This window comes from Pseudactinotalea sp. HY158, from assembly GCF_009660225.1.
GTDB lineage: Bacteria > Actinomycetota > Actinomycetes > Actinomycetales > Beutenbergiaceae > HY158.
Genome location: NZ_CP045920.1, coordinates 1,873,665 through 1,897,341 on the forward strand (window position 1 = coordinate 1,873,665; position 23,677 = coordinate 1,897,341).

At 72.6% G+C, this 23,677-nt stretch carries 17 protein-coding genes and 2 tRNA genes; 5 read left to right on the top strand and 14 right to left on the bottom strand.

Translation table 11 applies throughout. The annotated features are described in order from the left end of the window. Positions 1-187 precede the first annotated feature (187 nt). The 12 genes from GCE65_RS08370 to GCE65_RS08425 all read right to left on the bottom strand — a co-directional run bounded on the left by GCE65_RS08370 (position 188) and on the right by GCE65_RS08425 (position 18,274). Entirely contained in the window at positions 188-4,120 is a 3,933-nt protein-coding gene (locus GCE65_RS08370; RefSeq protein ID WP_194928644.1) for an alpha/beta hydrolase domain-containing protein, read from the bottom strand. Between the two features lie 334 nt (positions 4,121-4,454). Then, positions 4,455-4,925 (bottom strand): peptide deformylase, encoded by a 471-nt coding sequence (def, locus tag GCE65_RS08375; protein ID WP_153878063.1) that lies wholly within the window; start codon positions 4,923-4,925, stop codon positions 4,455-4,457. Then, positions 4,922-6,142, bottom strand: a complete 1,221-nt coding sequence (locus tag GCE65_RS16260; protein WP_194928645.1) for a hypothetical protein — start codon at positions 6,140-6,142, stop codon at positions 4,922-4,924. The genes def and GCE65_RS16260 overlap by 4 nt, the downstream gene beginning before the upstream one ends. 654 nt (positions 6,143-6,796) lie before the next feature. Then, positions 6,797-6,868, bottom strand: a tRNA-Asn gene (locus GCE65_RS08385). Between the two features lie 143 nt (positions 6,869-7,011). Beyond that, positions 7,012-9,588 carry an HNH endonuclease signature motif containing protein gene (locus tag GCE65_RS08390; RefSeq protein ID WP_153878064.1) on the bottom strand — a complete coding sequence of 859 codons (2,577 nt, stop codon included), beginning with the start codon at positions 9,586-9,588 and terminating at the stop codon, positions 7,012-7,014. Between the two features lie 251 nt (positions 9,589-9,839). After that, positions 9,840-10,334, bottom strand: a complete 495-nt coding sequence (locus GCE65_RS08395; RefSeq protein ID WP_153878065.1) for a hypothetical protein — start codon at positions 10,332-10,334, stop codon at positions 9,840-9,842. A 100-nt stretch (positions 10,335-10,434) separates the two neighbouring features. Next, positions 10,435-10,508, bottom strand: a tRNA-Ile gene (locus GCE65_RS08400). 69 nt (positions 10,509-10,577) lie between these two features. Next, positions 10,578-12,518, bottom strand: a complete 1,941-nt coding sequence (gene dnaG, locus GCE65_RS08405; RefSeq protein ID WP_153878066.1) for a DNA primase — start codon at positions 12,516-12,518, stop codon at positions 10,578-10,580. A 4-nt stretch (positions 12,519-12,522) separates the two neighbouring features. Beyond that, positions 12,523-13,776, bottom strand: a complete 1,254-nt coding sequence (locus tag GCE65_RS08410; RefSeq protein WP_194928646.1) for a deoxyguanosinetriphosphate triphosphohydrolase — start codon at positions 13,774-13,776, stop codon at positions 12,523-12,525. A 69-nt stretch (positions 13,777-13,845) separates the two neighbouring features. After that, the gene (locus GCE65_RS08415; protein WP_153878068.1) at positions 13,846-15,345 is read right to left on the bottom strand and encodes a polysaccharide deacetylase family protein; all 1,500 of its coding nucleotides are present in this window, start codon (positions 15,343-15,345) and stop codon (positions 13,846-13,848) included. An 88-nt stretch (positions 15,346-15,433) separates the two neighbouring features. Further along, positions 15,434-16,585, bottom strand: coding sequence for a tRNA dihydrouridine synthase DusB (gene dusB / locus GCE65_RS08420; RefSeq protein WP_152818680.1), 1,152 nt, complete (start codon positions 16,583-16,585; stop codon positions 15,434-15,436). A gap of 156 nt (positions 16,586-16,741) precedes the next feature. Next, on the bottom strand, positions 16,742-18,274 hold the full coding sequence (locus GCE65_RS08425; RefSeq protein ID WP_153878069.1) for a YibE/F family protein: 1,533 nt from the start codon (positions 18,272-18,274) through the stop codon (positions 16,742-16,744). Between the two features lie 53 nt (positions 18,275-18,327). Between GCE65_RS08425 and GCE65_RS08430 the strand changes: the two genes are divergently transcribed. The 5 genes from GCE65_RS08430 to GCE65_RS08450 are packed head-to-tail and all read left to right on the top strand — an operon-like array spanning position 18,328 to position 21,975. After that, positions 18,328-19,314, top strand: a complete 987-nt coding sequence (locus tag GCE65_RS08430; protein WP_194928647.1) for a metal ABC transporter substrate-binding protein — start codon at positions 18,328-18,330, stop codon at positions 19,312-19,314. Further along, a complete protein-coding gene (locus GCE65_RS08435; RefSeq protein ID WP_228759849.1) occupies positions 19,311-20,090 on the top strand; it encodes a metal ABC transporter ATP-binding protein in 780 nt (259 codons plus the stop codon). The genes GCE65_RS08430 and GCE65_RS08435 overlap by 4 nt, the downstream gene beginning before the upstream one ends. A 1-nt stretch (position 20,091) precedes the next feature. Next, on the top strand, positions 20,092-20,991 hold the full coding sequence (locus tag GCE65_RS08440) for a metal ABC transporter permease (protein WP_152818599.1): 900 nt from the start codon (positions 20,092-20,094) through the stop codon (positions 20,989-20,991). Further along, complete coding sequence (locus GCE65_RS08445) at positions 20,988-21,395, top strand: Fur family transcriptional regulator (RefSeq protein WP_153878071.1); 408 nt, start codon at positions 20,988-20,990, stop codon at positions 21,393-21,395. Before GCE65_RS08440 ends, GCE65_RS08445 begins: the two co-directional genes overlap by 4 nt. Continuing rightward, entirely contained in the window at positions 21,388-21,975 is a 588-nt protein-coding gene (locus tag GCE65_RS08450) for a DedA family protein (protein ID WP_153878072.1), read from the top strand. Before GCE65_RS08445 ends, GCE65_RS08450 begins: the two co-directional genes overlap by 8 nt. Before the next feature lie 16 nt (positions 21,976-21,991). Here GCE65_RS08450 and GCE65_RS08455 read toward each other — a convergent pair whose 3' ends face one another. Next, complete coding sequence (locus GCE65_RS08455) at positions 21,992-22,765, bottom strand: isoprenyl transferase (protein WP_153878073.1); 774 nt, start codon at positions 22,763-22,765, stop codon at positions 21,992-21,994. Further along, positions 22,765-23,496: a DNA repair protein RecO gene (gene recO, locus GCE65_RS08460; RefSeq protein WP_153878074.1), complete on the bottom strand. Its 732-nt coding sequence runs from the start codon at positions 23,494-23,496 to the stop codon at positions 22,765-22,767. The genes GCE65_RS08455 and recO overlap by 1 nt, the downstream gene beginning before the upstream one ends. Positions 23,497-23,677 lie beyond the last annotated feature (181 nt).

Sequence of the window (23,677 nt, forward strand, 5' to 3'; positions counted from 1 at the left end):
TCCGCTCCTTTCCGTCAGACCCGAGATGCGTCTTCCCCAACGAATCTCATAGCCCGCCGGAACGGGTGCGGCACTTCTTCCCGACCCATCATGCCCGATCCGCGCCGATTTGGCACGTCGACGCCTGCCCGGGCCCCGCCGACACGCCGACGGGGCCCGGGATTCAGGGGTGAGTGCTCCGGTCGTCTCAGGAACCGGCACCCGCAGGCCGTCGCCGGGCGACGAGCACGGCGGCGCCACCGAGCAGCAGGGCGAGCACGACCAGTCCGGTCACGGGGCTCATGTCAGCCCCGGTGTCGGGCAGCGAACCGGTCGGCCCGGTGGTCTCGGTCGGCGCCGCGGTGGGATCGGTCGGGTCGAGATCCGCCACCCCGATCCGGTCGAGGAGCTCGTTCGCGACGTCCACGAGGTAGTCCGCACCCCAGTCCGAGAGGTACCCGGCCTCGATCTGTCCGGCGTCGAAGGTGCGCATGAGGTCGAGGTAGTCCGCCCGCGTGCCGTAGGTGTCGGCGAACTCCTCGGCGGAGATGAGGTCCATCGACCCGTACACCGCGCCCGGGCTCGCCGCACCGAGGTACTGCCCGAGCGGGTACTCGAGGAGTCCGGACCGCACGCCCCCGGTCACGTTGCCGGACTCGTCGCGCACGAGGTCGCCGCCGGCCTGGTCGTACCAGAGCGATGCCGCCGGGACCGTGCCCTGCTGGTCCGCGTCGATGAGCGCCTCGGCCGCCGCGATGATCGTCGGCTCGAGCGGGTAGATGTTGAGCGAGGCGCGGAACGCCTCCTCGTGCACGTCCGTGTTCGGAAGCCGGCCCGCCTGGTAGATCTCCTCGTCGGCCGGGATCACCGGCGAGAGTAGATCGGTGTGCGGGGTGCCGGGCACCTGCCACTGGAAGTTGTTCGCGGGCTCGTCCCGCTCCGCCAGGCCGGCCGTGCCGAACAGCGACGCATCCCCCTCGGAGGTGACCGAGATGAGCGGGACGTCGAGTGCCGCCGGCCGATCCGGCAGGAGGTCCAGGCCGCCCGTGTCTCCCTGCTGCAGCGGCCGGTCGAAGGTGCCTCCGACGGTGTTGAGGTAGCCGTCCCACAGGGATCCGCCGTTGGCGTCGGCCTGCGCCTCGTGGAAGTTGTCGACGTAGGTGCGCAGGTAGACCCCGGACTGGGACTGGCCGAGCAGCAGCGTCGTCTCCGGGGACATGCCCCCGAGGATGCTGCCCGCGTCGCGGTCGAGGAGCACGCCGAGCTGGGTGGTGATGTCCCACACGAGGCCCTCCTCCGCGCCCGGAACGACCATGAACGGGTCGAAGGAGCCCGGGTCGTCCGGGTCGGCGACGATCGGGTCGCGACCCGTGTCCTCGACGTCCCAGCTCAGGGCCGCGTAGCGCTGCGGATCGTAGTTGTGCAGCGCGTCGACCTGGATCGGCTTGGAGGTGAGGCCGATGACGGCGTGGCCCTCCTCGAGCGCCCACTGCCACATCCGGCGCCAGTGGTCCTCTCCCGGGAACCCGTTCGAGGCGTTGAGGATGTCCACGAGCACGACGCCGGAGAAGTCGGCCGCATCGGCCGGGCGCCGCACGAGGATGTTGTTCGTGTAGTCGGCCGCGTCGATCGCGGTCGCCGCACCGGACTCGCCGGAGTAGATCGAGCTCGTGCCGGAGAGGAAGTACTCCTCCTCGACGAAACCGTGGTCGGCGACGTCGAACGGCACGCGCGCGTTCGCCATCGACGACCACATGACCGAGTTCTCCGTCTCGGGGATCGGTCCGGTCACCTCCGGCTGCGCGGTGAGTGTGGACGGCGCCGCCTCGCCCTCGTAGCTCAGGCCGTATCCGAAGGGGTACAGCGCGCCGTCGGTCGTCTCGTCGTAGCCGGGCCGGTCGCTGTCCTGTTCGAGGATCGCCTCGGCGGTGCCGGCCAGCGCGAAGGGCATGCGGCCCTGGAAGTCGTGCTTCCCGGAGAGCACGTCGAGCAGCGCGCCGGTGCTCGTGCCGAAGTCGGCGACGATCGCGCCGACGTCTCGCAGGCCGGAGGCCTCGTCGAGCACGTACGGCTGGCGGAAGTAGACGTCGAGGATCACCTTGCTCGGGTCGCCGATCTCGGCGATGACCTCCTGGATCGTCTCCAGGGACGGGGTCACCTCCCACGAGTCGGCGGCCTCCATGCCGGTGAAGTCGAGCACGCTCGACTCCCACGGGTAGGCCCCGCCGAAGCGCAGGCCGTTGTCGGTGCAGGCCGCGCCCTCGATGGTGCTGCACACGTCGGCCGCTCCCCACGGGCTCTGCCCGTCGTAGCCGGGGATGCCGTCGATGACGGCCGGGTTGACTCCGTGGTCGGGATCGAGGCCCGAGGCCGGGTCGTTCGAGACGTAGTCGCCGCCACTGGCATTCGCGGTGAGGGAGATGACGGCGTAGTCGTTGCCCGCGGCGCTCGGGCGCCCGGCCCCGTCGGGGGTGTCGCCGCTCGTCACGTCGTAGCCGCGGTCGGCGACGGCGGCGCCGTCGATCCCGCCGAGCACGTACACGCTCGCGTCGTCAGCGAGTGGGAGCACGGGGCCACCGGGGGTCTGGGAGTTCTCGAGCAGCACGAGCGAGTCCCGCTGGGTCTGCAGGCCCACCTCGCGGTGCGCGGCGGCACCGACCGTCTCGGTCGCCCCGGCCGGATCGACGTAGGGGTTCTCGAACAGGCCCATGCGGAAGAACTGCACGAGGATGCGTTCGGCGGCGAGGTCGACCCGAGCCTCGTCGACGAGGCCGTCGGCCACGAGGTCGAGGATCACCTGCACGTCGTGGAATCCGGACAGGGTGTCGGTGCCGCTGTTGATCGCGGCGGCCACCCGCTCGGGCACGGTGGCGTCCTCGAGCCCCCAGGCGCGGTCGGTGATGATGCCCGTGTCGGAGTTGACGTAGCCGGGGAAGCCGAGCTGGTCGCGCAGCAGTCCGTTGACGATCGCATCGGAGAAGGCCATACCGGTCTCCGGCAGCTCCTCGCCGTTGTAGGTGACGTCGACCGGCACACCGTAGTACGGCATGATCGAGGAGACGCCCGCCTCGATCGCGGCCTCGAACGGCTTGAGGTGCTCGCCGAACATATCGGCCGGGTAGACCTGCCCCTTGCCGAAGGCGTAGTGCGGGTCGAGGCCGAGCTGCTGGGGGCCACCGCCCGGGAAGTGCTTGAGGGTGAGCGCCACCTGAGACTCGGGGGTGAGCGCGAGCCCGTCCTCGCCGACCTCGCCCTGGAGGGAGGAGACGAGCGAGGTCATGATGTTCGCGTTGAGGTCGGCGTCCTCCGTGAACGTCTCGTGGGCGCGGTACCAGCGGGGTTCGGTGGACAGGTCGGCCATGTAGCCGTACATCCCGCGCAGCCCGATCGAGGCCCATTCGTCGCCCATGATCGAGGCGAAGTCCTCGACGACGGACATGTCGCCCGTCGTCGGGTCCTCGCCCGTGGCGGCGGCCTCGGCACCGAGGGCCGCGGCGGCGATGCCGGCCTCCTTCGGGAAGGACGTGAACGCGCCGGCGGACTCGTTGATGCCCGCCCGGGCGTTCGGGTCGATGTGGTTGCGCGCGTTCGACTTGAACAGCGACGGGATGCCGAGCCGGGTGGCCTCGCTCATCTCCTGGACGGAGTTCGTGAACTGCGCCGCCTCGGCCGGGGTGACCACGGTCGAGGCGCGGAAGCCGCCACCCGCCTCACCGCAGACCGCATCCTCCGGGCCGGCGACCGTGTTCCGGAAGACGAACAGGTGCATGGCCTGGTTCTCGATGTAGTCCGTGCCCTCGGCCGGGACGGCGCCACGCACGCCGTCCTCGCAGGCGGCGTTGAGCGTGTCGATGAGCATGAGCCCGGACTTCTCCGTCAGGCTCATCCGCTCCACGAGGTCGCCCGTGCGGTCGTCGGCGGAGAGCCGCCAGTCCTCGTAGGGGTCGAGCGCGCCGTTGCCGTTGAGGTCGCGGAACTCGAGATCGTCGACCGTGATGATCTCCTTCACCCGCGACTCGAGCTGTGGCTGCTCCGCCGGCGGCACGGCGGTCTCCGCGCCGGCCGCGACGCTCAATCCGAGGGTGAGCGGAACCACGGCGGCGGCCGCCACCATGGTCCGTACGCCTCGTCGTCTGTGCACTGACATGATCCTCCTCAATCATTCGAGGTCACCGGCAGGTGCGGACGACGGCTGTGACCGTGGCCGCTCCGGGTGACACGCCCCATACCCTGGCCGTCCCGGATCGGCGATGCTCAGCTGTTGCCGAAAATTGCCACGGTCCGTTACCGGAAAGTTTTCGGGGTCCACCCGACGGGTCAGGCTACGACCCTCCCGCGGACGTCGCGAAGGCGACTTTCGTCGTCCCAAGGCCTGCCGAAGGCCGGGTCATATCGGTCCGGACATGCAGGAGCGCCCGGGGCGATCGGTCGATCGGCACCCGGGCGCTCGCGCGTTCGGCTCTTCTCGTGCGCGGCTACCGGAAGGCGCGCAGCACTTCGCGTCGCCGGCTTCCCGGCAGCAGGTCGATGTACAGCCTGCCGTCGAGGTGGTCGAGTTCGTGCAGCAGCGCGCGCGCCAGCAGGCCCGTGCCGACGACGGTCACCGGGGCGCCGTCGAGGTCGATGCCCGTGACCTCCACACGGTCCGGGCGGGTCACCTCGAAACTGTGCCCGGGCACGCTCAGGCAGCCCTCGGGGCCGCTCTGCTCCCCCGTGGCCGAGACGAGCTCCGGGTTGATGAGGTAGCCGAGGTCGCCGTCCACGAGGTAGGAGAAGATCCGCAGGCCCACGCCGATCTGGTTGGCGGCGACCCCGGCTCGGCCGGGCTGGTCGACCGTGTCGAGGAGGTCCCGGACGACGGACCGGATGCCCGGGGTGATCCCGCGCACCGGATCGCAGGTGGTGCGCAGGATCGGATCCCCGAACGGGCGGATCTCCCTGATCATCCGAAGTCGGCCACGTGCCAGCGATAGCTCGGGGCATCGCCCATGAAGTCGAGGAAGTCGTGATACTCGACGATGGCCGTCTCCGGGGTGAAGGTGGCGAGCATGAGCCCCGAGTAGGACTGGTTCGCCTGCCACTCGCTCGGGAGGGCATCGGCCTCGTCGAGGCACATGATCCCGAGGAACGCGCCGGACTCGCCGGCCGGGTTGCCGGCCTCGTCGAGCATGCTGAATCCCATTCCGGTGAAGAAGTGTCCGGCCGGGTCCATCTGGTCGTTCGTGTTCACCTCGACGTGGAGCAGCGCGTACTCCGAGCCGTCCTCGGGCGGGCTGCACAGGAAGTTGCTCGCGTCGGGGGTCCAGCCGACCTCGATGTCCGTGATCGTCAGCTCGGCGATCTCGGTGCCGACCGACGTGATCGTGGCGAACTCGCCCGGCTTGAGGTCGACGACGGAACCGGACGCGCCGGGATCGTCCGTGGTCTCCTCCGCCGTGGGCTCCTCGCTCGTCGGCTCCGGCGCGGGGGTCGTCGGGTCGGGGGTCGGCTCCTCGGTCTGCGTCACGGTGGGCGCCGCCGTGGGGCCGGCGGCCGGGCTGTCCGAATCGGACAGCAGGGCGACGATTCCCCACACCACGGCCGCGAGCACGAGCACGAGGATCACGATGATCGTGACGATCAGCCCGGTTCGCTTCTTCCGGGGCTCACCCGGGCCACCCGGACCACCCGGACCGGTCGGGCCACCTGCACCCGGGCCTCCGGGCTGACCAGGCTGGCCAGGATGACCAGGCTGGCCGGGATAGGCGCCGGCGTAGGCCGGGTACTGCTGACCGGGCTGACCCTGATAGGGCGACGTGCCCGGGTCGTGCTGGGCCGCCGCGTAGCTGAAGCCGGCGCCTTCGCCGCCGTATTGCCCGGCAGGAGGCTGCCCGGGCGCGCCACCGAACTGCTGGGTCGGCTGCTCACCGAACTGCTGCCCGAACTGCTGGGTGGGCTGGTCACCGAATTGCTGCCCGAACTGCTGCGTGGGCTGCTCACCGAACTGCTGCCCGAACTGCTGGGTCGGCTGGTCACCGAACTGCTGCCCCTGGGACTCCGCGGATCCCTGCCACTGCTGCGCGGGTGCTTCCGGAGCGGGGGCTTGCTGAGCAGGCGCCTCCTGGGCGGGCGGCTGGTGTTCGGGCGCCGACGGGGCGGGGGCACTTGCGCCTGTACCGGGCAATGGAGCTGCCGCTGCGGCGGCGGAGGGTCCAAGATGCTGCGGCGCCGGCGCACTGGGCTCGCGCGGCGCCTCCTGCTGCTCTCCGGCTGGGGCGGAAGCGGCGGCCGCGTCGTGCGGCGCGGAGCCCCCGTTGTCGATCGGCCCGGGAGTCTGAGGAGCGGGAACCTGGGGGGCGGGAGCCTGCGGAGCGGGCACACCGGCCGCGTCGTCGATCCAGAACTGCCACCCTTCGGGGGCGGGCGGCCACGAAGGATCGGGCTGCCAACCGGCGGGCGGGGTCCACCCCTCCGGTGGCTGCGGCCAGCCCGGCGCTGGATTGAAACGGTGGGCCATCGATCTACCTCATCTGTGGACACGGCTATAACGGCCCAATCCTAGGGCACAGGCCCAGCCAGGACGCGGCGGGGGCACACTGCTCGATGGGGAGAACTTCCCTGCTCGAATGCACCGGGCGGCGGCCCTTCGAGGGCCGATGGCGGCCGGTATCGAACCCGTGCCGGTCTGGCTGAGCCTGGGTAGACCAGACGAACTCGGCTGAGACCGTGTCCCCGGCGCACGGTGCCGCGCCCGCGCGGAGCACCGATGAGCACACACCGCCCGGTTCCATCGTGCGTACGTCGCGACGATCAAACGCCGCACATTGCCTTCCCTGGGCTCCCCCGACTGGATTCGAACCAGTAACCATCCGATTAACAGTCGGACGCTCTGCCGTTGAGCTACGGGGGATCGCCTGGCCAATAATACATACTCGAGAGGGTGCCCGTGACATCCAGGGGGTGGCACAGATCACGCCCGAATCGGCCTGCTCTGCACACTCGGCATTCTCTCGCAACAGGGCCCGTCCCGGTTTCGCGCAAGGGCCGGCTGCCTCAGAAGGGTGGTTCGTCGGGGTAGCGGCGGGCGTCGTCTTCTTCGGCGGCGCGGTGGGCTGCGCGGGTGGTGTCGGCGCGGTCGCTCAGGCGGGTGTCTCGGCTGTGGACGATGGCGAGGGTGTCGGGGGTGGCCTGGGACCAGTGGGCCCGGTTGGCGCGTTCCCGCTGCGGGGACAGCGGCGCGGGCACGGCGGGCGAGCCGGGGGCGCCGGATGTGCCGGTCGTCGTGCCGGTGGCCGGCTCGATCGCTCCCGTGCCGCCGCGCGTGGCGGCGGTCTCGGCGGTCTCGTGCGTGTCGCGGTGCTCGGCGGGGCCGGCGGGTTCGGTGGTGGCCTGGGTGTCGAGGGTGCCCCAGGGGGTGCGTAGGAGGCGGATGCCGTGGGGGCCGGTCCACAGGTAGGTGCCGGCGTCGAGTTTGGCGTAGGACCAGGCCGCGTGGCGCCCGCGCGAGGCGGAATCGGTGTGGGCGTGGGTCTTGAGGCGGTGATGCGCCCTGCACAGCGGGGCGAGGTTGCACGGGCAGGTCGCGCCCCCGGTCACGACCACGCCGCCGACCTCGCCGCTCCTGCCGGCGTCGGTGGTGTGCCAGGCGTCGATGTGGTCGAGGTCGCAGGCGCGGGCGGTGCGGGTGCACCAGGGGAAGGCGCATCGGTCGGTGGTCAGGATGGCCTGGGTGCGCATCCGTTCGGTCGGGGTGTAGGAATCGGTCGCGAGGGGCTCGTCCAGGTCGAGGACCGGGCGCACGATGATCTCGGGCACGAAACACGACCCGGACCCGCCCTCCCCGGGCAGACCGGTCCCGAGCAGACCGGTCCTGGGCAGACCGGTGCCGGGCAGCACGGTCTCGGGCAGCACGGTGCTGGGCAGTACGGTGCCGGGCTGTCCCGGGGATGCGGGCGCAGCTGTCCCGTTGAGACGCGCACCCTCGGGCACACCCGTCTCCTCAGGGCCGGGTGCGGGTGTGCCCGGTGCCGCGGGCGCGTGTGCGGGCGGGAGGGTGGTGGGGCGGTGGAAGAGGGAGCCGAGTTCGGCGGCGGTGATGACCGCGCCGCGGGGTAGGCCGCGGGCCTCGACCCGGACCGGGACCCGGCGCAGCCGTTCACGATCGAACCCGCCACCCGCAGCCCGCGCGCCGGCACCCGGCACACGCGGATCACCACGATCACCGAAATCGCAACGATCACCCGGATCGCCGGGATCGCCGGGATCACCCGGATCGCCGGGTGGTCGTGGCGGGCTGGTGGTCGGGAGTCCGGCGGGCCAGAGGTCGGCGGCCTGGAGGTGCAGGTACATCAGGATCCGGCCCCGCGGCACGCCCGCACCACCGGTGTCCGGCGCGCCCTGATGACCCGGCGTGCTCGATGGTTCGGATGCGCCGGCCGGGTCGGAGGCCTCAGCAGAGTCGGCCCTCCCGAACGGGTCGGGCTCGCCCGGTTGGTCTGGTTGGGCTGGTTGGTCGGGGCCGGTGGGGGTGCAGCCGGGTAGGGGTGTGTGGCCGTAGCGGGCGCGGGCGAGGTCGCCCAGGGCGTAGGCGCGTAGGTCTCCGGCGGGCAGGTCCCAGCCCTGGGCCTGGATCATGCCGGCGAGGTGATCGATCACGTCCTGCAGGATCCGGCCATCGGCCGCGGGTAGGACCGCGTGCATGCGCGAGTCCCCGGTGGCGGTCTCGGCGTGGGTGAAGGTGACATCCCGGGCCGGGCCCTGATCGGCGGCTTGTTCGGCGGCCTCGTACTCGGTGGGCATGTGCCGGATGAGGGCCTCCTTGATCAGCCCATCGAGCTGGGAACGCCCGAAGTTCAACGGCACGAGCGAGAGCTGGGAGTCGACGAACCCGCAGGCCTCGACCGACAGGAACAGGGTCGCCGCCGCGATCTGACGGGCCCGCCAGACCCGGACCCGCCCGGCCAGGGCCCGGGCGAACAGCAGCGGGAGCCGGGTACGTAACTGTTCGGCCTCGAGCAGGAGACGCTGGGCGGCGTCCAGGCCCATCCCGGCCCCGGCCGCGAACGTGGAGATCGAGTACTCCTCCACCGTCCACAACCCCCGCTGCCCCGATCCCACACCCGGAACCAGATCCGCGGCCGTCAACGGATGCGACGCCGGATCCGTAGCACGATCCAGCACGCTCGCCCGCCCGTCCCCGTCGGGAACCGGCCCAGGAACCGCGGCCGAGCCAGCCGCGTTCGAGCCAGCCGTGGCCGAGCCGGCCGCGGTCGAGCCGTCACGACCATCGCTGCTGCTCCCGCTCCGGCTGCTGCTACTCCGGGTGTTCGTGTTGTTGTTGGCGGCGGCGGTGTGGATGGCGGTGATCTCGCGTTGGCGGGCGTCGTGATCGATCTGGTCCCATTCGGCCTTCTGGGCCAGGGTGGCCTCCACGACCAGCGGGGGCAGATGGGCCAGGGTGTCCTCACCCTCGTCCTCGGCCGCGATCACATACGGATGATGCTCGACCCACAGCGCCGCCAACGCGAGCCGCTCGAGCATCACCTCATCCATGACCTCCCGGCCCCGACGCAGCCGGGCGAGCATGGCCGAATCATCGACCACCTCCCGCTCGAACCGCTGAAGTTCCATACCAAACATGGTCCCAGCACCCACCGACATTCCCCCGGGACACCGGGGACATCAGAGAGACCGGCGACATCCGGGGAGATCGGAATACCCAGGGCGTCGGACGGCGGGATGCTGCGCAACGAGCGCAGGACATCGCGCCACCCCGACGACCAGATCCGCCGCAGGATCATGCGGACCGGTTGCGGGCATAGTGCAGAAGGAGAGCTCGACGCCGGAGCATGCCCGGACGGCGGGATGCCCCGCCGCGAGGCTTACAGACCGACGATCTCCCAGAGCCGCCGCTCGAGCTGCGCGAGCTGCTCATCGAGCTCCGGGGTGCGGCGGACGTCGCGGGTGGCGCTGATTTGGGAGAACAGCTCACCGTCCGGCTTGCGTCGCACGGAGGCGCGAAGCTGCGCGCGCGACCCGGGAATCCGTTCGAACTCCACGTAGACGATCGAGGAGTCGACCCGTTCCTTGAACACGCGCGGGAAGTGCTTGGGGGCGTCGTCGAGGGTGGTGAGCGTCGCGCCCGTGGAGTTGTCGACCCACGTGATCGTCAGCGTGTGCTCGTCCTCGTCCCAGTCTCCGCCCGCGACGTCGTACCAGGGCCGGCTCCACGCGAGTCGCCAGCCGTGCTCGTCGGGTGTCACCACGGCGATCGTATCGATCGTCGCGATCGCCCAGTGCTGGTCGAGGAGCTCGACCACCGCGAGGTGCCTACCCGGGACGAGCGCGGCAACGGCCGCCGGTGCTTTCTTTGCCATGATGCCGAACCTACCCCGCTCGAGACCGGAGGGACGCCCGGCTCGTCGTTCGCGGAACGTTCGAGGCCACGACCGCGATCGGCGCAACGAGGCGTCGCGGTGCCCCAGGTGGGGCTTGAACCCACGACCGACGGATTATGAGTCCGCTGCTCTGACCGGCTGAGCTACTGGGGCGACGAGCACACTGTACCGGCCGCCCGAGCGGCTCCGGCACACGTGCTCACCTGCGGGGACGCCGCGGCCTCACCCCTGCAGGGAGCGGCGACGCTCCTCGAGGGTGAGGAGGTCGGCGAAGAGCTGCTGATAGCCCGGGTCGGTGGGCGGGGTGCGCTGCAGGCGCGCCTTGAGGTCGCCGATCTGCCGGTTGAGGCCGAGCCGCACGAGCGCCGTGAGTACGCCACCGGCCCACTCCCCCACGTGCTCGGGCTGGTCTTGCGGCAGGGGCGACACGGCGAGCTCCGTGATGAGCGGGGCGACCGGCCCGGCGCCCTCGAGCACCTGCCCCGCCCACTGCGCCATCGCCTGCTGGGCGGCGCCCGCCCCCGCGCCCGCGACGCTCAGCTGCTCGACGAGCCCGCCGTAGGCGCTCACCCCGCCGGCGGCGCGGATCGCGTCGAGCACGGCCCGGTGGGCGGGCACGGTGAAGGTCTCCGGGGCGAGCTCGTCGAATCCCGCGGCCATGGCATGGTCCGGCAGCTGCAGCACCACTTCGAGCACCTGCCGCTCGAGCCGCACGACCGGATCGTCGAGGCCCGCGGGACCCGCGTAGCCGCGCCCCGCGACCGGTCTGGCGACCTCGTGGTCGCCCCCGCCGCCCGCCCGGCCCGCGGACTGCACGGCGCGCCGCACGACGTTCTCGTCCATGCCCAGCTCCCCGGCGAGCACCCGCGCGTACTCGCTGCGCAGCGCGACGTCCCGGATCCGGGCGACGACCGGGGCGCCGGCCCGCAGCGCCGTCACCCGACCCTCGGCCGTCTCGAGATCGACCCGGCTCATGACCGAGGTGATCGCGAACTCGAACAGCGGCGTGCGCGTGGCCACGAGTTCCCGCAGCGCCTCGTCGCCGGCGTGCTGACGCAGGTCGCACGGGTCCATGCCATGGGACTCCACGGACACGAACGTCTGCGCCGCGAAGCGCTGATCCTCCTCGAACGCGCGCAGCGCCGCCTTCTGCCCGGCCTCGTCGCCGTCGAAGGTGAAGATCACCTCTCCACCGAAGCTGCCACCCGTGGCGAGCATGATCCCGGAGGCGCTCGTGGCGGCGTCGCCGAGGAGTCTCCTCGCCACGCGGATGTGGTCGGCGCCGAACGCCGTGCCGCACGTGGCCACGGCTGTCGGCACCCCGGCCAGATGCATGGCCATGACGTCGGTATACCCCTCGACCACGACGAGCTGTTTGCGCCGGGCGATCTCCCGCTTTGCCACGTCGATCCCGTAGAGCACCTGCGCCTTCTTGTACAGCGGGGTCTCGGGGGTGTTGAGGTACTTCGGCCCGGGGTCGTCGTCGTAGAGGCGCCGCGCCCCGAAGCCGATGACCGAGCCCGTCGTGTCCCGGATCGGCCACATGAGCCGGCCCCGGAACCGGTCGTAGGAGCCCCGGTTCCCCTGGCTGACGAGCCCGCCCGCGAGGAGCTCGGCCTCCGTGAACGTCCGATTGCGCAGGTGCCGGGCGAGGTTGTCCCACCCCTTCGGGGCATATCCCACCCCGAACTGCGCGGCCGCCGCGCGGTCGAAGCCCCGCTCGGCCAGGAACCGGCGTGCGACGGCGGCCTCCGGGCTCACGAGCTGCTCCTCGTAGAAGGCGGCGGCGAGTCCGTGGGCCTCGAGCAGGCGCTGACGCTTGCCCGGGTCGGGCCCCTTGCGCCCGCCGCTGCCGTCCTCCTCGTAGCGCAGCTGCACGCCGGCCCGGGCCGCGAGATGCTCGACCGCCTCCGCGAAGGCGAGGTGGTCGATCTTCATCACGAAGTCGATCACGTCACCGCCCTCGCCGCAGCCGAAGCAGTGGTAGAGGCCCAGCTGGGGGCGCACGTGGAACGAGGGCGTGCGCTCGTCGTGGAACGGGCACAGCCCCTTCATCGAGCCCACGCCGGCCGACCGCAGGGTCACGTGCGCCCCGACGATCTCCTCGATCCGGGCGCGCTCGCGCACCGCGGTGATGTCCTCCACCCGGATCCGCCCGACCACCGTCTCAGGCCCCCCGGCACATGCTCGCGTGCAGCGCGATCGCGGACAGGTCGGTGAGCGAGGCGACCTGATCGATGACCACCCGAAGGCGAGTGGCGTCGTCGTCGGCCTCGAGCCAGTCGAGGCGGAACGGCTCCTCGAGCGCGGTCTCGGCACGCTCGGACAACACCTCGACGAGATCCGAGAGCATGCTGCGCTGGCGCTGATACACCGGCTCGAGCTCGCGCGGGGCCATGACATACGTCGCCGCGAGCCCCTTGAGCACCACGATCTCGGCCTCGATCTCGGGCGGCACCACGAGGTCGGCGGCGTAGCGCACGAGCGGCCCCTGCCCGAACCGCTCGCGGGTGGCATCCGCCGCCTCCCGGCAGAACCGCCCGATGAGCTGGCTCGTCATGTCCTTGAGGGTGGCGAGCGAGCGGCGCGAGCCGTCGTAGGAGCGCACCCAGTTCGGATGCTCGCGCAGCCGATTCGTGGCGCCCACGAGGTCGGAGTCCGACAGGTCCGGGTCGTACCAGTCGCGCACGTGGTCGAGCACCCGGTCGACCTCGGCCGGATCGCGCAGCACTCCCGGGTGCAGCCGGCCGCCCACGATCGCATCCTCGACGTCGTGCACCGAATAGGAGATGTCGTCGGCCAGGTCCATCACCTGCGCCTCGAGGCAGCGCACCTTCGCCGGGGCGCCGGCCCGCAGCCACTCGTACACCGGCAGGTCGTCGGCGTAGACCCCGAACTTCGCGGTCACCGTGCCGTCGTGGCCGACGGGCCCCTCCCCCGTCCCCCAGGGGTACTTCGTGGCCGCGTCGAGGCTCGCCCGCGTGAGGTTGAGGCCGCAGGAGCCGCCGTCCGGCGCGAAGGTCTTCGGCTCGAGCCGCGTGAGCAGCCGCAGGGTCTGGGCGTTCCCCTCGAAGCCGCCGATGGTCATCGCGAGCAGATCGAGCGCGCCCTCGCCGTTGTGGCCGAACGGGGGATGCCCGAGGTCGTGGGACAGGCACGCCGTGTCGACCACGTCCGGGTCGCAGCCGAGCGACTTGCCCAGCTCCCGACCGACCTGGGCCACCTCGAGGGAATGCGTGAGCCGGGTGCGCACGAAGTCGTCCGTGCCCGGACCGAGCACCTGGGTCTTCGCCCCGAGGCGCCGCAACGCGCTCGAATGCACCACCCGCGCCCGGTCACGTTGGAATGCGGTGCGGTGGGTGTGCTTGGGGGGCTCGGTCAGCCACCGCTGCTCGTCGGCGGCGGCGTAGTGGTCGGACACGTCCGCAGGATAGTCGTTTCCCGCCGGCCCCGCCGATCCGATCCACAGGCTCACCCTCGCACCCGCCCGTCAGCGCCCATCACGGTAGATCCCGCCCTTGTTCATCGTGCCGCCGAACAGGTCCGGCACTCCGACGAGGGTGTACCCCTCCTCGCGCAGCCCGGTGATGATGTCGGCGACCGCGTCTACGGTCGGCTCGTGGATGTCATGCATGAGAATGATGCTCCCGCGGCGCGCGTCCGTCAGCGCCGCGGCGACGGTCTTCTTCGTGTCCCGGGTCTTCCAGTCGAGGGTGTCCACGTCCCACAGCACGGTCGCATCGCCCGCGGCGGCGATCCGGTCCCGCGCCGAGTCGGACAGGCTCCCGTACGGCGGGCGCAGCAGCACCGGCCGGGGTGCCCCGGCCGTCGCGATCTCGTCGGCGGCCGTGGCGATCTGCCGGTCGATCTCCCGCGGCTCGAGCGTCGCCAGGTCCGGGTGTCCCCAGGTGTGATTACCGACGACGTGGCCCTCCTCGGCCATGCGCCTCACCAGTTCGGGTCGCTTGCGTGTCTGCTCGCCGAGCAGGAAGAAGGTGGCCGGGGCGTCGTGCTCGGCGAGGATGTCGAGCAGGCGGCCCGTGTGCGGGCCCGGCCCGTCGTCGAACGTCAGGGCGACGCACGAGGCGCTCGAGCAGTCGACGCGCACCGGGAAGGTGAGCCGGTCCGGTCCCGCGGGCCTCCCCGGGGGTGGCGGTGGCGCCGGGATGCCCGCGAATCCGGTGCCGGCGACCGCCGCGGCCAGGATCGAGTTCCCCGCCTCGGTCAGGTAGTCGGCGGCCGGCTCGGCCTCGAGGAGCAGGGCGCGGTCGCCGTCGAGCGGCAGCACGAGTCCCTCCGGCCGCAGCTGCGCCGCGGCCATGGCCACCCGGGCCAGCGCGCGTGCCTCGGCGGCGGACGGATGCGGCCGACCGGCGAACTCCGGCTGGTTGGCCGCCGTCCGGACGAGGGCGGCGACACGCTCGGCGGCCGTGCCGGTGAACAGGTCCCCGGGTGCCGACCAGGCGCCGCCGGAGGTGACGTCGGCGTAGACGCTCTGGTGGGTCGTCTCCCCCGGCTCCGGCGTGACGGTCGAGGTCAGGTCGACCCCGAGGTACGGGCCCGCCCGCAGGATCGGCGACCAGCCGAGCTCGAGGTGGGCGGCGTCGTCCGCACCCGCGCCCGCACCGGGCACACCGCTGGAGAACGCCGCGATCCGGCCGGCGACCCACTCCTCCGCGACCGGCAGGAGCGAGTCGGGCTTGACGGGGTACTCCCCCGTGCGGGCCTCGAGATCCCCGGCGGCGCCGACGGGGTTGGTCTCCATGTTCGCCACGTCGTCCGGATCGCCCGGCGTGGGCACAGCGGTGATCGTGACGCCGGCGGGCAGCTCCTTCGCGCGCCCCGCCGCGAGGGCCCGGGCCAGCGGCTCCTGGCTGCCTAGGAACACGACCGCGGCGGCGAGGAGGAGCACGAGCACCGTCGTGAGGATCATCGGCAGCACCGCCCCGGAGCGGTGCCGGTGCGCGCCCGATTCCCGTGTCGTTGCCATGTCGTGCTCCCTCTCGTTCCCCTCGTTCCCACATGAGTGCGCTGCCGGCGCCGGCGTGAGCCCCCATGAGTGCGCTGCCGGTCCCCGCTCAGCCGCCCGAGATGCTCAGTTCCGCCTGGTGCAGCTTCGCCCCGAGCCGGGCGTCGATCCCGCGGGAGTCGAGCCAGCCCTCCGGCAGCACGGGCACCTTCGGTGTGCCGGCGCGGCCGCGCGGCCCCTCGGCACCCTCCCCCGGATATCCCTGGTCGAGGTCGAGCGCGGCGAGGCGCTCGTCGAGCTCCGCGAGGGTGTCGACGAGGCCGAGGTCGCGGCGCACCTGCCCGCCCACCTCGTAGCCCTTGAGGTACCAGGACATGTGCTTGCGCATCTCCCGCAGCGCCCGCGACTCCTGCCCCATGTGCTCGATCATGAGCACCGCGTGCGCCCGGATGGCCTCGGTCACGGCCCGCAGGCCGGGCCGGGCCCGCTCGCCGCTCGAGTGGAAGGCGGCGACGAGGTCGGTGAACAGCCACGGCCGGCCCTGGCAGCCCCGGCCCACGACGATCCCGTCGCAGCCGGTCTGCTCCACGAGCCGCATCGCGTCCTCGGCCGACCAGATGTCGCCGTTGCCGAGCACCGGGATCTCGGTCACGGCCTCCTTGAGGGCGGCGATCGCGTCCCAGTGGGCGGTGCCGGAATAGTGCTGGGCGGCGGTGCGCCCGTGCAGCGCCACGGCGGCGACGCCCGCGTCCTGGACCCGCAGGCCCGCGTCGCGGTAGGTCAGGTGGTCGGGGTCGATGCCCATGCGCATCTTGACCGTGACCGGCACGTCGTAGGGGCGCGCGGCCGCGACCGCCCCGGAGACGATCGCGGTGAACAGGTCCTGCTTCCACGGCAACGCCGCCCCGCCGCCGTTGCGGGTGACCTTCGGCACGGGACACCCGAAGTTCAGGTCGATGTGGTCGCAGCGGTCCTCGGATACGAGCAGCTCGACGGCCGCCCGCACCGTGGCCGGATCCACTCCGTAGAGCTGCACGCTGCGCACGTGCCCGGACTCGGTCACGGCCGCCTCCGCCGGATCGACCGAGATGATCCGCATCGACTCCGGGGTGCGCTCGACCAGCGCGCGGGAGGTGACCATCTCCGAGACGAACAGGCCCACGGGTGCGTCCGTGGCGGCCGCCGGGGAACCGGCCGGCAGGCCCGCGGCGGCGGCGCGCCTACACAGGGTGCGAAACGGCGCGTTCGTAACCCCGGCCATCGGCGCGAGCACGACCGGGGTGCCCAGGGAGAGGGGTCCATACGTCAGCTGCGGCACGCCGACATTCTCCCACCGGCCGCCGCCGTCCCCGGCGCGACGGGCCTGGTGCGGATGCGTCGATTCGGTCACAGCGGCCCCGAACGGCGGGGCGGACGACTACTCGGCCGAATGCGGGCCCGGTCCGTGCGCAGCGTCCGAGCGATCCGGTTGATCCAGTTGATCCAGGTGGTTGTGGGATGGAGGACGACGGTACGCGGCCTCGGGTTGCTCGCGTCGGGCCGGGCGCAGCTCGCCCGGCGTCACGGACCGGGGCGCCGGCGTCCGCGGCTCCTGCGGCGGCGCGGGCCGGGTGGGCCGGGTGGGCTGGGGGTCGCCCGAGTCGACCCGTTGGAACGCGGCCCGGCGGTCCTCGACCGGCGCGACCGGAATGAGGCCGTCCGCGGGCACGGCGGGCCCTGCGGTCACGGTGGCATCGGCGTCGCCACTGTCGCCACTGTCGGCACTGTCGTCATCGGCGTCATCGGCGTCATCGGCCGGCGGGCGGACGAGGCGCCCGAGCCCGAGGACGACTCCGGCCGTGACCGGGGTGGCGAGGGCCGCGCCCACGATCGCGGTGAAGACGAGCACGAGGCCGAGCTCGAGGTCGGCGGTGAACTGCATTCCTCCGGGGACTCCGGTGAGTCGGCGGGCCAGCGCCGGGCCGACGAGGAAGCCTCCGCCGAGGAGCCCGGCGAGGACGAGCGCCCGCTGCAGCGACGGCGCACTGGCCCGCACGAGGCGCAGCAGCCCGAGCTGCTCGCCGGGGCGGGCACGGGAGGCCAGGCGCACCTGCTCGGGCACGATGACGCTCAGCGCGGCCACGCCGGCGAGCACGGCCGCAGGCTGGTAGAGGCCGTCGGGAGTCTCCGTGCCGCCGAAATAGTAGTAGAACGCGGTGCTGCTACTCGTGATGCCGGTGCTCAGGTGCGCATAGTCGACCGCGAACCAGCCGGTCACCGCGACCACGGCGGCACCGGCGAGGAGCGCCCACGCCGTGACGCCCGCGCGCCGGCCCACCCCATACGCGGCCACGGCGATGGCCAGGACGATCGCGGCGACCGTGCAGGCGAGGGCCCACAGCGGCCGCTCGGCGCTGAGCAGGTTCGGAATGAGGAAGAACCAGCCGAGCGCGCCGGCCGCCGCCACGACCAGGAGCGCCCGGGCCCCCCGCCAGAGACCGCAGGCGAGCACCGCGGCGGCGGCCACGACCGCGAGCACACGCAGCTGCCGGGAGCGGTCGACGTCCTGTATCCAGTAGTGCGCCTCGACCAGCGGATCCCCGACCCCCTCGGTCCAGCTCTCGCTCATCGTGGACATGACGACCACCGGTGTGCCGGCCTCGAGGCCCTCCATCGCCACCAGGTCGCCGGCGTCGGCACGCACGACCTCGCCGTCCGGCAGGCGGATCGGCACCGAGCCCGTGTACGGATCGAGGTCCTCGGTCAGGGTGGCCCGCAGCGTCTGCGTCTGCCAGCCGACGTCGAACTCGCCCACCTGATCGTGCCGCTCGGACAGCGCGCCGGCGCCCGGCCACAGCGCGAGGAGCCCGGCCACCGTGGCGAGCACCAGCGGCAGCAGGAGCAGTGCGGCGAGCGCCCGCCCGGGGATGCCCGGGCGGGCGGGCACGGCAGGGGTCACATCGACGGTCACGACTCGGTCACTCCGTTTGACAATGATTCTCACCTACGTTGAGAATGGTTCCCATGTTCATCACCGTGCGGCACCGCAGGCGTGGGCCGGCGATCCGCACGGTCGGCGGCCTCGCGGCCGTGGCACTGCTCGCCGGCTGCGGCGTCACCGTTCAGACTACTGCCGGCTTCGCCGCGGACTCGCCCTCGACGCTGCGGGTGGCCACCTCGCTCTACCCGCTCGAGTTCCTCGCCGCCGAGGTCGGGGGCGACCGCGTCGAGGTCGTCAACCTCACCCCGGCCGGCGCCGAGCCCCACGACCTCGAGCTCGCCCCGACCGACGTGCTCACCCTCGGGCAGGCCGACCTCGTGCTCGCCCTGCCCGGGTTCCAGCCCGCGATCGACGACGCCCTCGCCCACCTCGGCGCCGACGCAGCCGTGGGGACCACCCCGGCCGTGCTCGACGTGACCGGCCCGGCGCGGCTGCTCGGGCTCGATCAGGAGGATGAGCACGAGCACGGCCACGACGACGGGCACGACCACGGCATGGCGGGCGCAGATCCGCACTTCTGGCTCGACCCGCTCCGGCTCGCCGGCGTGGCCGGCGCCGTCGCGGACGCCCTGGCCGGCCTCGACCCGGCGGGCACGGCCGACTACGAGCGCAACGCCGCCGCCCTGACCACCCGCCTCACCGCGCTCGACGCGCAGTACACGGCCGGGCTGGCCGAATGCGAGCGGCGCACCATCGTCACCTCGCATCAATCGTTCGGTTACCTGGGCGAGCGATACGACCTGACGGAGGTGAGCGTCTCCGGACTGGACCCCGAGGGGGAGCCCGCCCCGGTCCGCATCCACGAGATCGCCACGGCCGTCGCCGGCACGGGCGCCACCACCGTGTTCACCGAGCCCCTCACTCCCCCGAAGGCCGCCCGCGTGCTCGGCGCGGAGCTCGGGATCTCGGTCGCGCTGCTCGACCCGATCGAGACCCGACCCGACGGCGGATACCTCGCCGCGGCCCACCGAAACCTGTCCGCACTGCGCACCGCCCTGGGATGCTCATGAACCGACCGGCCATCCACACCCGCGACCTGCGGGTCGACCTCGACGGGAGCCCCGTGCTGCGCGGGGTGGACCTGACCGTGCCCTCCGGCGAGTCCGTCGCGATCATGGGCGAGAACGGCTCGGGCAAGTCGACCCTGTTGCGGACCCTGCTCGGGCTCGTGCCCGCGAGCGGCGGGCACGCGGAGATCTTCGGTGCCGCCGTCACCTCGCCGCGCGCGCTCCCCTGGTCCCGGATCGGCTATGTGCCCCAGCGGCTCGCACCGGTGGGCGGCATGCCCACGACCGCCCTCGAGGTCGTGCGCACCGGCCTGCTCGTGCGTCCCCGGCTCCGCCTGCCCCGGCACGCGACCGCCCGCGCCCGGTCCGCACTGTCCGCCGTCGGCCTCGATCACCGCGCCGATCAGCCGGTCGCGCACATGTCCGGCGGGCAGCAGCAACGCGTCGCGATCGCCCGGGCGCTCGTGCGCGCACCCGATCTGCTCATCCTCGACGAGCCCGCCACCGGCGTGGACCAGCGCCGACAGGCCGAGCTCGCCCGGATCCTCACCGACCTGCGCGGGCGCGGCCACTCCATGCTGCTCGTGCTGCACGACCTCGGCCACTTCGCCCCGCTCCTCGACCGGGCCCTGATCCTCGAGGGCGGCCGGGTGGCGCGGGAGGAACTGCTCGGACACCTCGGCGGCGCGGCCGCCGCCGATCCGCACTGCGCGGACGGCGAGGACGACCCGGGCGAGGTCGGCGTGCTCGCCACCGCCCCGAACGAATTGGGGTGGTGAGATGCTCGATCAGCTCGGCCTCATGCTCGCCTCCCCCATGTTGCAGCGCTCCCTGCTCGTGGCCTTCGTCGTGGGCCTGTCGGCGCCCGTCATCGGCACCTTCCTCGTGCAGCGCCGGCTCTCGCTCCTGGGCGACGGGGTGGGCCACGTCGCCCTCACCGGGGTGGCGCTCGGCTGGCTCGTGGGCGCCGCCGTCGGGGCCACGGAGGCCGACGCGTACGCGATCCCCGGCGCGATCGTCGTCTCGATCGCCGGCTCGGTGCTCATCGAGATCGTGCGGGTGCGCGGGCGCACCTCCGGCGACACCGCCCTCGCCCTGCTGTTCTACGGCGGCATCGCCGGCGGGGTGGTCGTCATGGGCCTGGCCGGGGGCACGAACGCCAACCTCATGGCCTACCTGTTCGGCTCCCTGTCGACCGTGACCCCGGGGGACGTCGTCCAGACGCTGCTCATGGCCGCGCTCATCCTCGGGGTCGGGCTGTGGCTGCGCACGGCGCTGTTCGCCGTGAGCCACGACGAGGAGTTCGCGCGGGCGTCCGGGCTGCCGGTCGCGACCCTGAACATCCTGGTCGCGGTCATGGCCGCCGTCACGGTGACCGTGTCGATGCGCGTGGTCGGGCTGCTGCTCGTGTCGGCCCTCATGATCGTGCCCGTCGCGATCGCCCAGCTCCTCACCCGGTCCTTCCGCACGACGATGCACGTGGCGATGGGGATCGGGGCCGCGGTGTGCGTGGCCGGTCTCCTCGTCACCTTCTTCGTGCGGCTCGCCCCCGGGGCCGTGATCGTGGCCCTGGCGATCCTCGTGTATGCCGCGCTCGCCCTCGCCCGGCCGCTGCTGCGGCGCCGACACGGCCGCCGCGCCGGCGCACCCGAGCCCGCCCTCGAACGGAGCACCGCATGAGAATGACCCCGCAACGGGCCGCCATCGACGACCTCCTCGACGGCACCGACGACTTCCGCACCGCCCAACAACTGCACGGCATGCTCGCCTCCGCCGGCTCGACGATCGGGCTGGCGACCGTCTACCGCACCCTCACCGCGCTCGCCGAGGCCGGGCGGGTCGACGTGCTGCGCAATGACGAGGGCGAGTCGCTCTTCCGCCGCTGCCTGCGGGCCGAGCACCACCACCATCTCGTGTGCCGTGACTGCGGCCGCACGGTCGAGATCGCCGCCGACGTGGTCGAACGCTGGGCCTCGAGGATCGCCCGCGAGAACGGGTTCATAGAGATCGATCACACGGCGGAGATCTTCGGCACCTGTTCGCGGTGTGCCGCCGCCCGATACGCTGGTGCCCAGCATGCCTGACTTCCTCGCCCAGATGCCGTACTGGATCGCCGTGACCCTGCTGGTCGTCGGCGCGATGCTGCGTGGGCAGCTCATGTACTGGATCGGCTACGGCGTGACCCACCAGGCGATCAAGGGCGCCCGGCGCCACCCGTCCGCCTCCGAGCGCCGGGGGCCGATCCGGCGCACCGTGGCCTGGCTCGACGACGGCGGCGCCGACCCCGGCGTGCGGGCCCTGCGGCGCTGGGGGCTGGTCATGGTCCCGTTCAGCTACGTGACCGTCGGCTTCCAGTCGATGGTCCAGGCCGGGGCCGGGATCCTGCGGATCACCTGGTGGAAGTACGTGCTCGCCCAGATCCCCGGCGCCATCGTGTGGGGCCTGTTCTACGCGACCGTGGGTTTCGCCGCCTGGGAACTCGCGCTGAGCACGGCGATCCGCTCGCCGCTGGGGATCGCGGCCGTCGCGGCCCTCGTCGCGGTGATCATCGTGACCGTCCGGGTCGCCCGCCGCGGCGGGTCCGGCACCGGTAGCGCCGAGCGGGGTGATCGCTCCGAGCATGCGCCGGCGATCCCCGAGGAGCCCAGCCACCGGACCTCGTGAGCTCCCGGGTGCGGGCTCAGGCGGTCGGGTCGATCCGGTCCACGGCGGTCCCGAACCGCCGATTGCGCCGGGCGTACTCCTCGGCGGCGGCCCACAGGTCGCGCCGGTCCACGTCGGGCCAGGGCTTGTCGAGGAAGACCATCTCCGCGTAGGCGGCCTGCCAGATGAGGAAGTTCGAGGCGCGCCGCTCGCCGCCGGTGCGCAGGAGCAGGTCGACGTCCGGCAGGTCCGGTTCGTCGAGGTAGCGGGCGATCGTGCGCTCGGTGATCCGGGCCGGATCCACGCGCCCGGCCACGGCGTCGCGGGCGAGGTCGCGGGCGGCGTCGGCGATCTCGGCACGGCCCCCGTAGTTGACGCACATGGTGAGCGTGCACGTGGAGTTCCCCCGGGTCAGCCGCTCGGCCTCCTCGAGCTCGGCCACGACGCTGCGCCACAGCCGCGGACGGCGCCCGGCCCAGCGCACCCGCACACCCCAGTCGTTCATGACGTCCCGGCGGCGGCGCAACACGTCCCGGTTGAAGCCCATGAGGTAGCGGACCTCGGCCGGGGACCGCTTCCAGTTCTCCGTCGAGAAAGCGTAGGCGCTCACGTGGGTGATGCCGAGCTCGATCGCCCCGGCGACCACGTCGAGGAGCACCGCCTCCCCGGCGGCGTGCCCCTCGGTGCGCGGCAGGCCCCGGGCGTTGGCCCACCGGCCGTTGCCGTCCATGATGACCGCGACGTGCGCCGGCACCGTGGGCAACGCGGGCGGGCGCGCCCCGCTGGGATGGGGCGGGGGCGCGATCGCCATCACGCCCGCTCCACGTGCTGGAGCGACCGCAGTCGGCGCTCGAGGTGCCACTGCACGAACACGGCCACGAGCCCGGAGGCCTCGCGCCGGCTGCGCTCGACGCTCTCCTGCGCCACCGACCAGTCCCCGCTGAGCAGCGCCGCGAGCAGGTCGACCGTGGCCGGATCGGGGGCCGCCGAGCCCGGTGGCCGGCAGCCGCCGCACACCATCCCGCCCAGGGCGGGCGCGAACGCCCGGTGCGGCCCATCCGCGCCGCACCGGGCGCAGTCGGCGAAGCTCGCGGCCCAGCCCGCGACCGCGAGGGCCCGCAGCAGGTAGGAGTCGAGGATGAGGGTGGCGGCGTGGCGTTCGTCGGCGAGGGCCCGCAGCGCGCCGGCGAGCAGCAGGTACTGCTGCGGGGCCGGCTCCCGTTCGACCTCCGTCAGCCGTTCGGCGGTCTCCACCATGGCCGTCGCCGTCGTGTAGAGGGAGTAGTCCGCGCCGATCCGCCGGCCGTGCGGGGCGAGGGTGTCGACCTGGGTCACGATGTCGAGACTGCGGCCCGCGTACAGCTGCAGGTCGACCACCGAGAACGGCTCGAGGCGGGCACCGAACCGGGAGGACGTGCGCCGCACGCCCTTGGCCACGGCACGCACCTGCCCGTGGTCGCGGGTGAGGAACGTGATGATCCGGTCGGCCTCACCGAGCTTATGCGACCGGATCACCACGGCCTCGTCCCGGTAGAGCTTCACCGCGTCATTCTCCCACCTCGCTCCCCGGCCCGCCGCCAGGACGGGCCGGGGTGTCCGGGAACGGCGGGGAAGATGCCCCGGGCGCTGCACCGGAAAGTCTCCCCACCCGAGGACCGGCCGGAGTGCCCGAGGCCGGCGGGGAAGATGCCCCGGGCGCTGCACCGGAAAGTCTCCCCACCCG

Bases quoted from the DNA above. Each gene is read 5' to 3' on its own strand.
- GCE65_RS08440 (WP_152818599.1), top strand. From the start codon at position 20,092: ATGCTCGATCAGCTCGGCCTCATGCTCGCCTCCCCCATGTTGCAGCGC.
- GCE65_RS08445 (WP_153878071.1), top strand. From the start codon at position 20,988: ATGAGAATGACCCCGCAACGGGCCGCCATCGACGACCTCCTCGACGGC.
- GCE65_RS08430 (WP_194928647.1), top strand. From the start codon at position 18,328: ATGTTCATCACCGTGCGGCACCGCAGGCGTGGGCCGGCGATCCGCACG.
- GCE65_RS08450 (WP_153878072.1), top strand. From the start codon at position 21,388: ATGCCTGACTTCCTCGCCCAGATGCCGTACTGGATCGCCGTGACCCTG.
- def (WP_153878063.1), bottom strand. From the start codon at position 4,925: ATGATCAGGGAGATCCGCCCGTTCGGGGATCCGATCCTGCGCACCACC.
- GCE65_RS08395 (WP_153878065.1), bottom strand. From the start codon at position 10,334: ATGGCAAAGAAAGCACCGGCGGCCGTTGCCGCGCTCGTCCCGGGTAGG.
- GCE65_RS08390 (WP_153878064.1), bottom strand. From the start codon at position 9,588: ATGGAACTTCAGCGGTTCGAGCGGGAGGTGGTCGATGATTCGGCCATG.
- GCE65_RS08455 (WP_153878073.1), bottom strand. From the start codon at position 22,765: ATGGCGATCGCGCCCCCGCCCCATCCCAGCGGGGCGCGCCCGCCCGCG.
- dusB (WP_152818680.1), bottom strand. From the start codon at position 16,585: ATGGCCGGGGTTACGAACGCGCCGTTTCGCACCCTGTGTAGGCGCGCC.
- GCE65_RS08435 (WP_228759849.1), top strand. From the start codon at position 19,311: ATGAACCGACCGGCCATCCACACCCGCGACCTGCGGGTCGACCTCGAC.
- GCE65_RS08415 (WP_153878068.1), bottom strand. From the start codon at position 15,345: ATGGCAACGACACGGGAATCGGGCGCGCACCGGCACCGCTCCGGGGCG.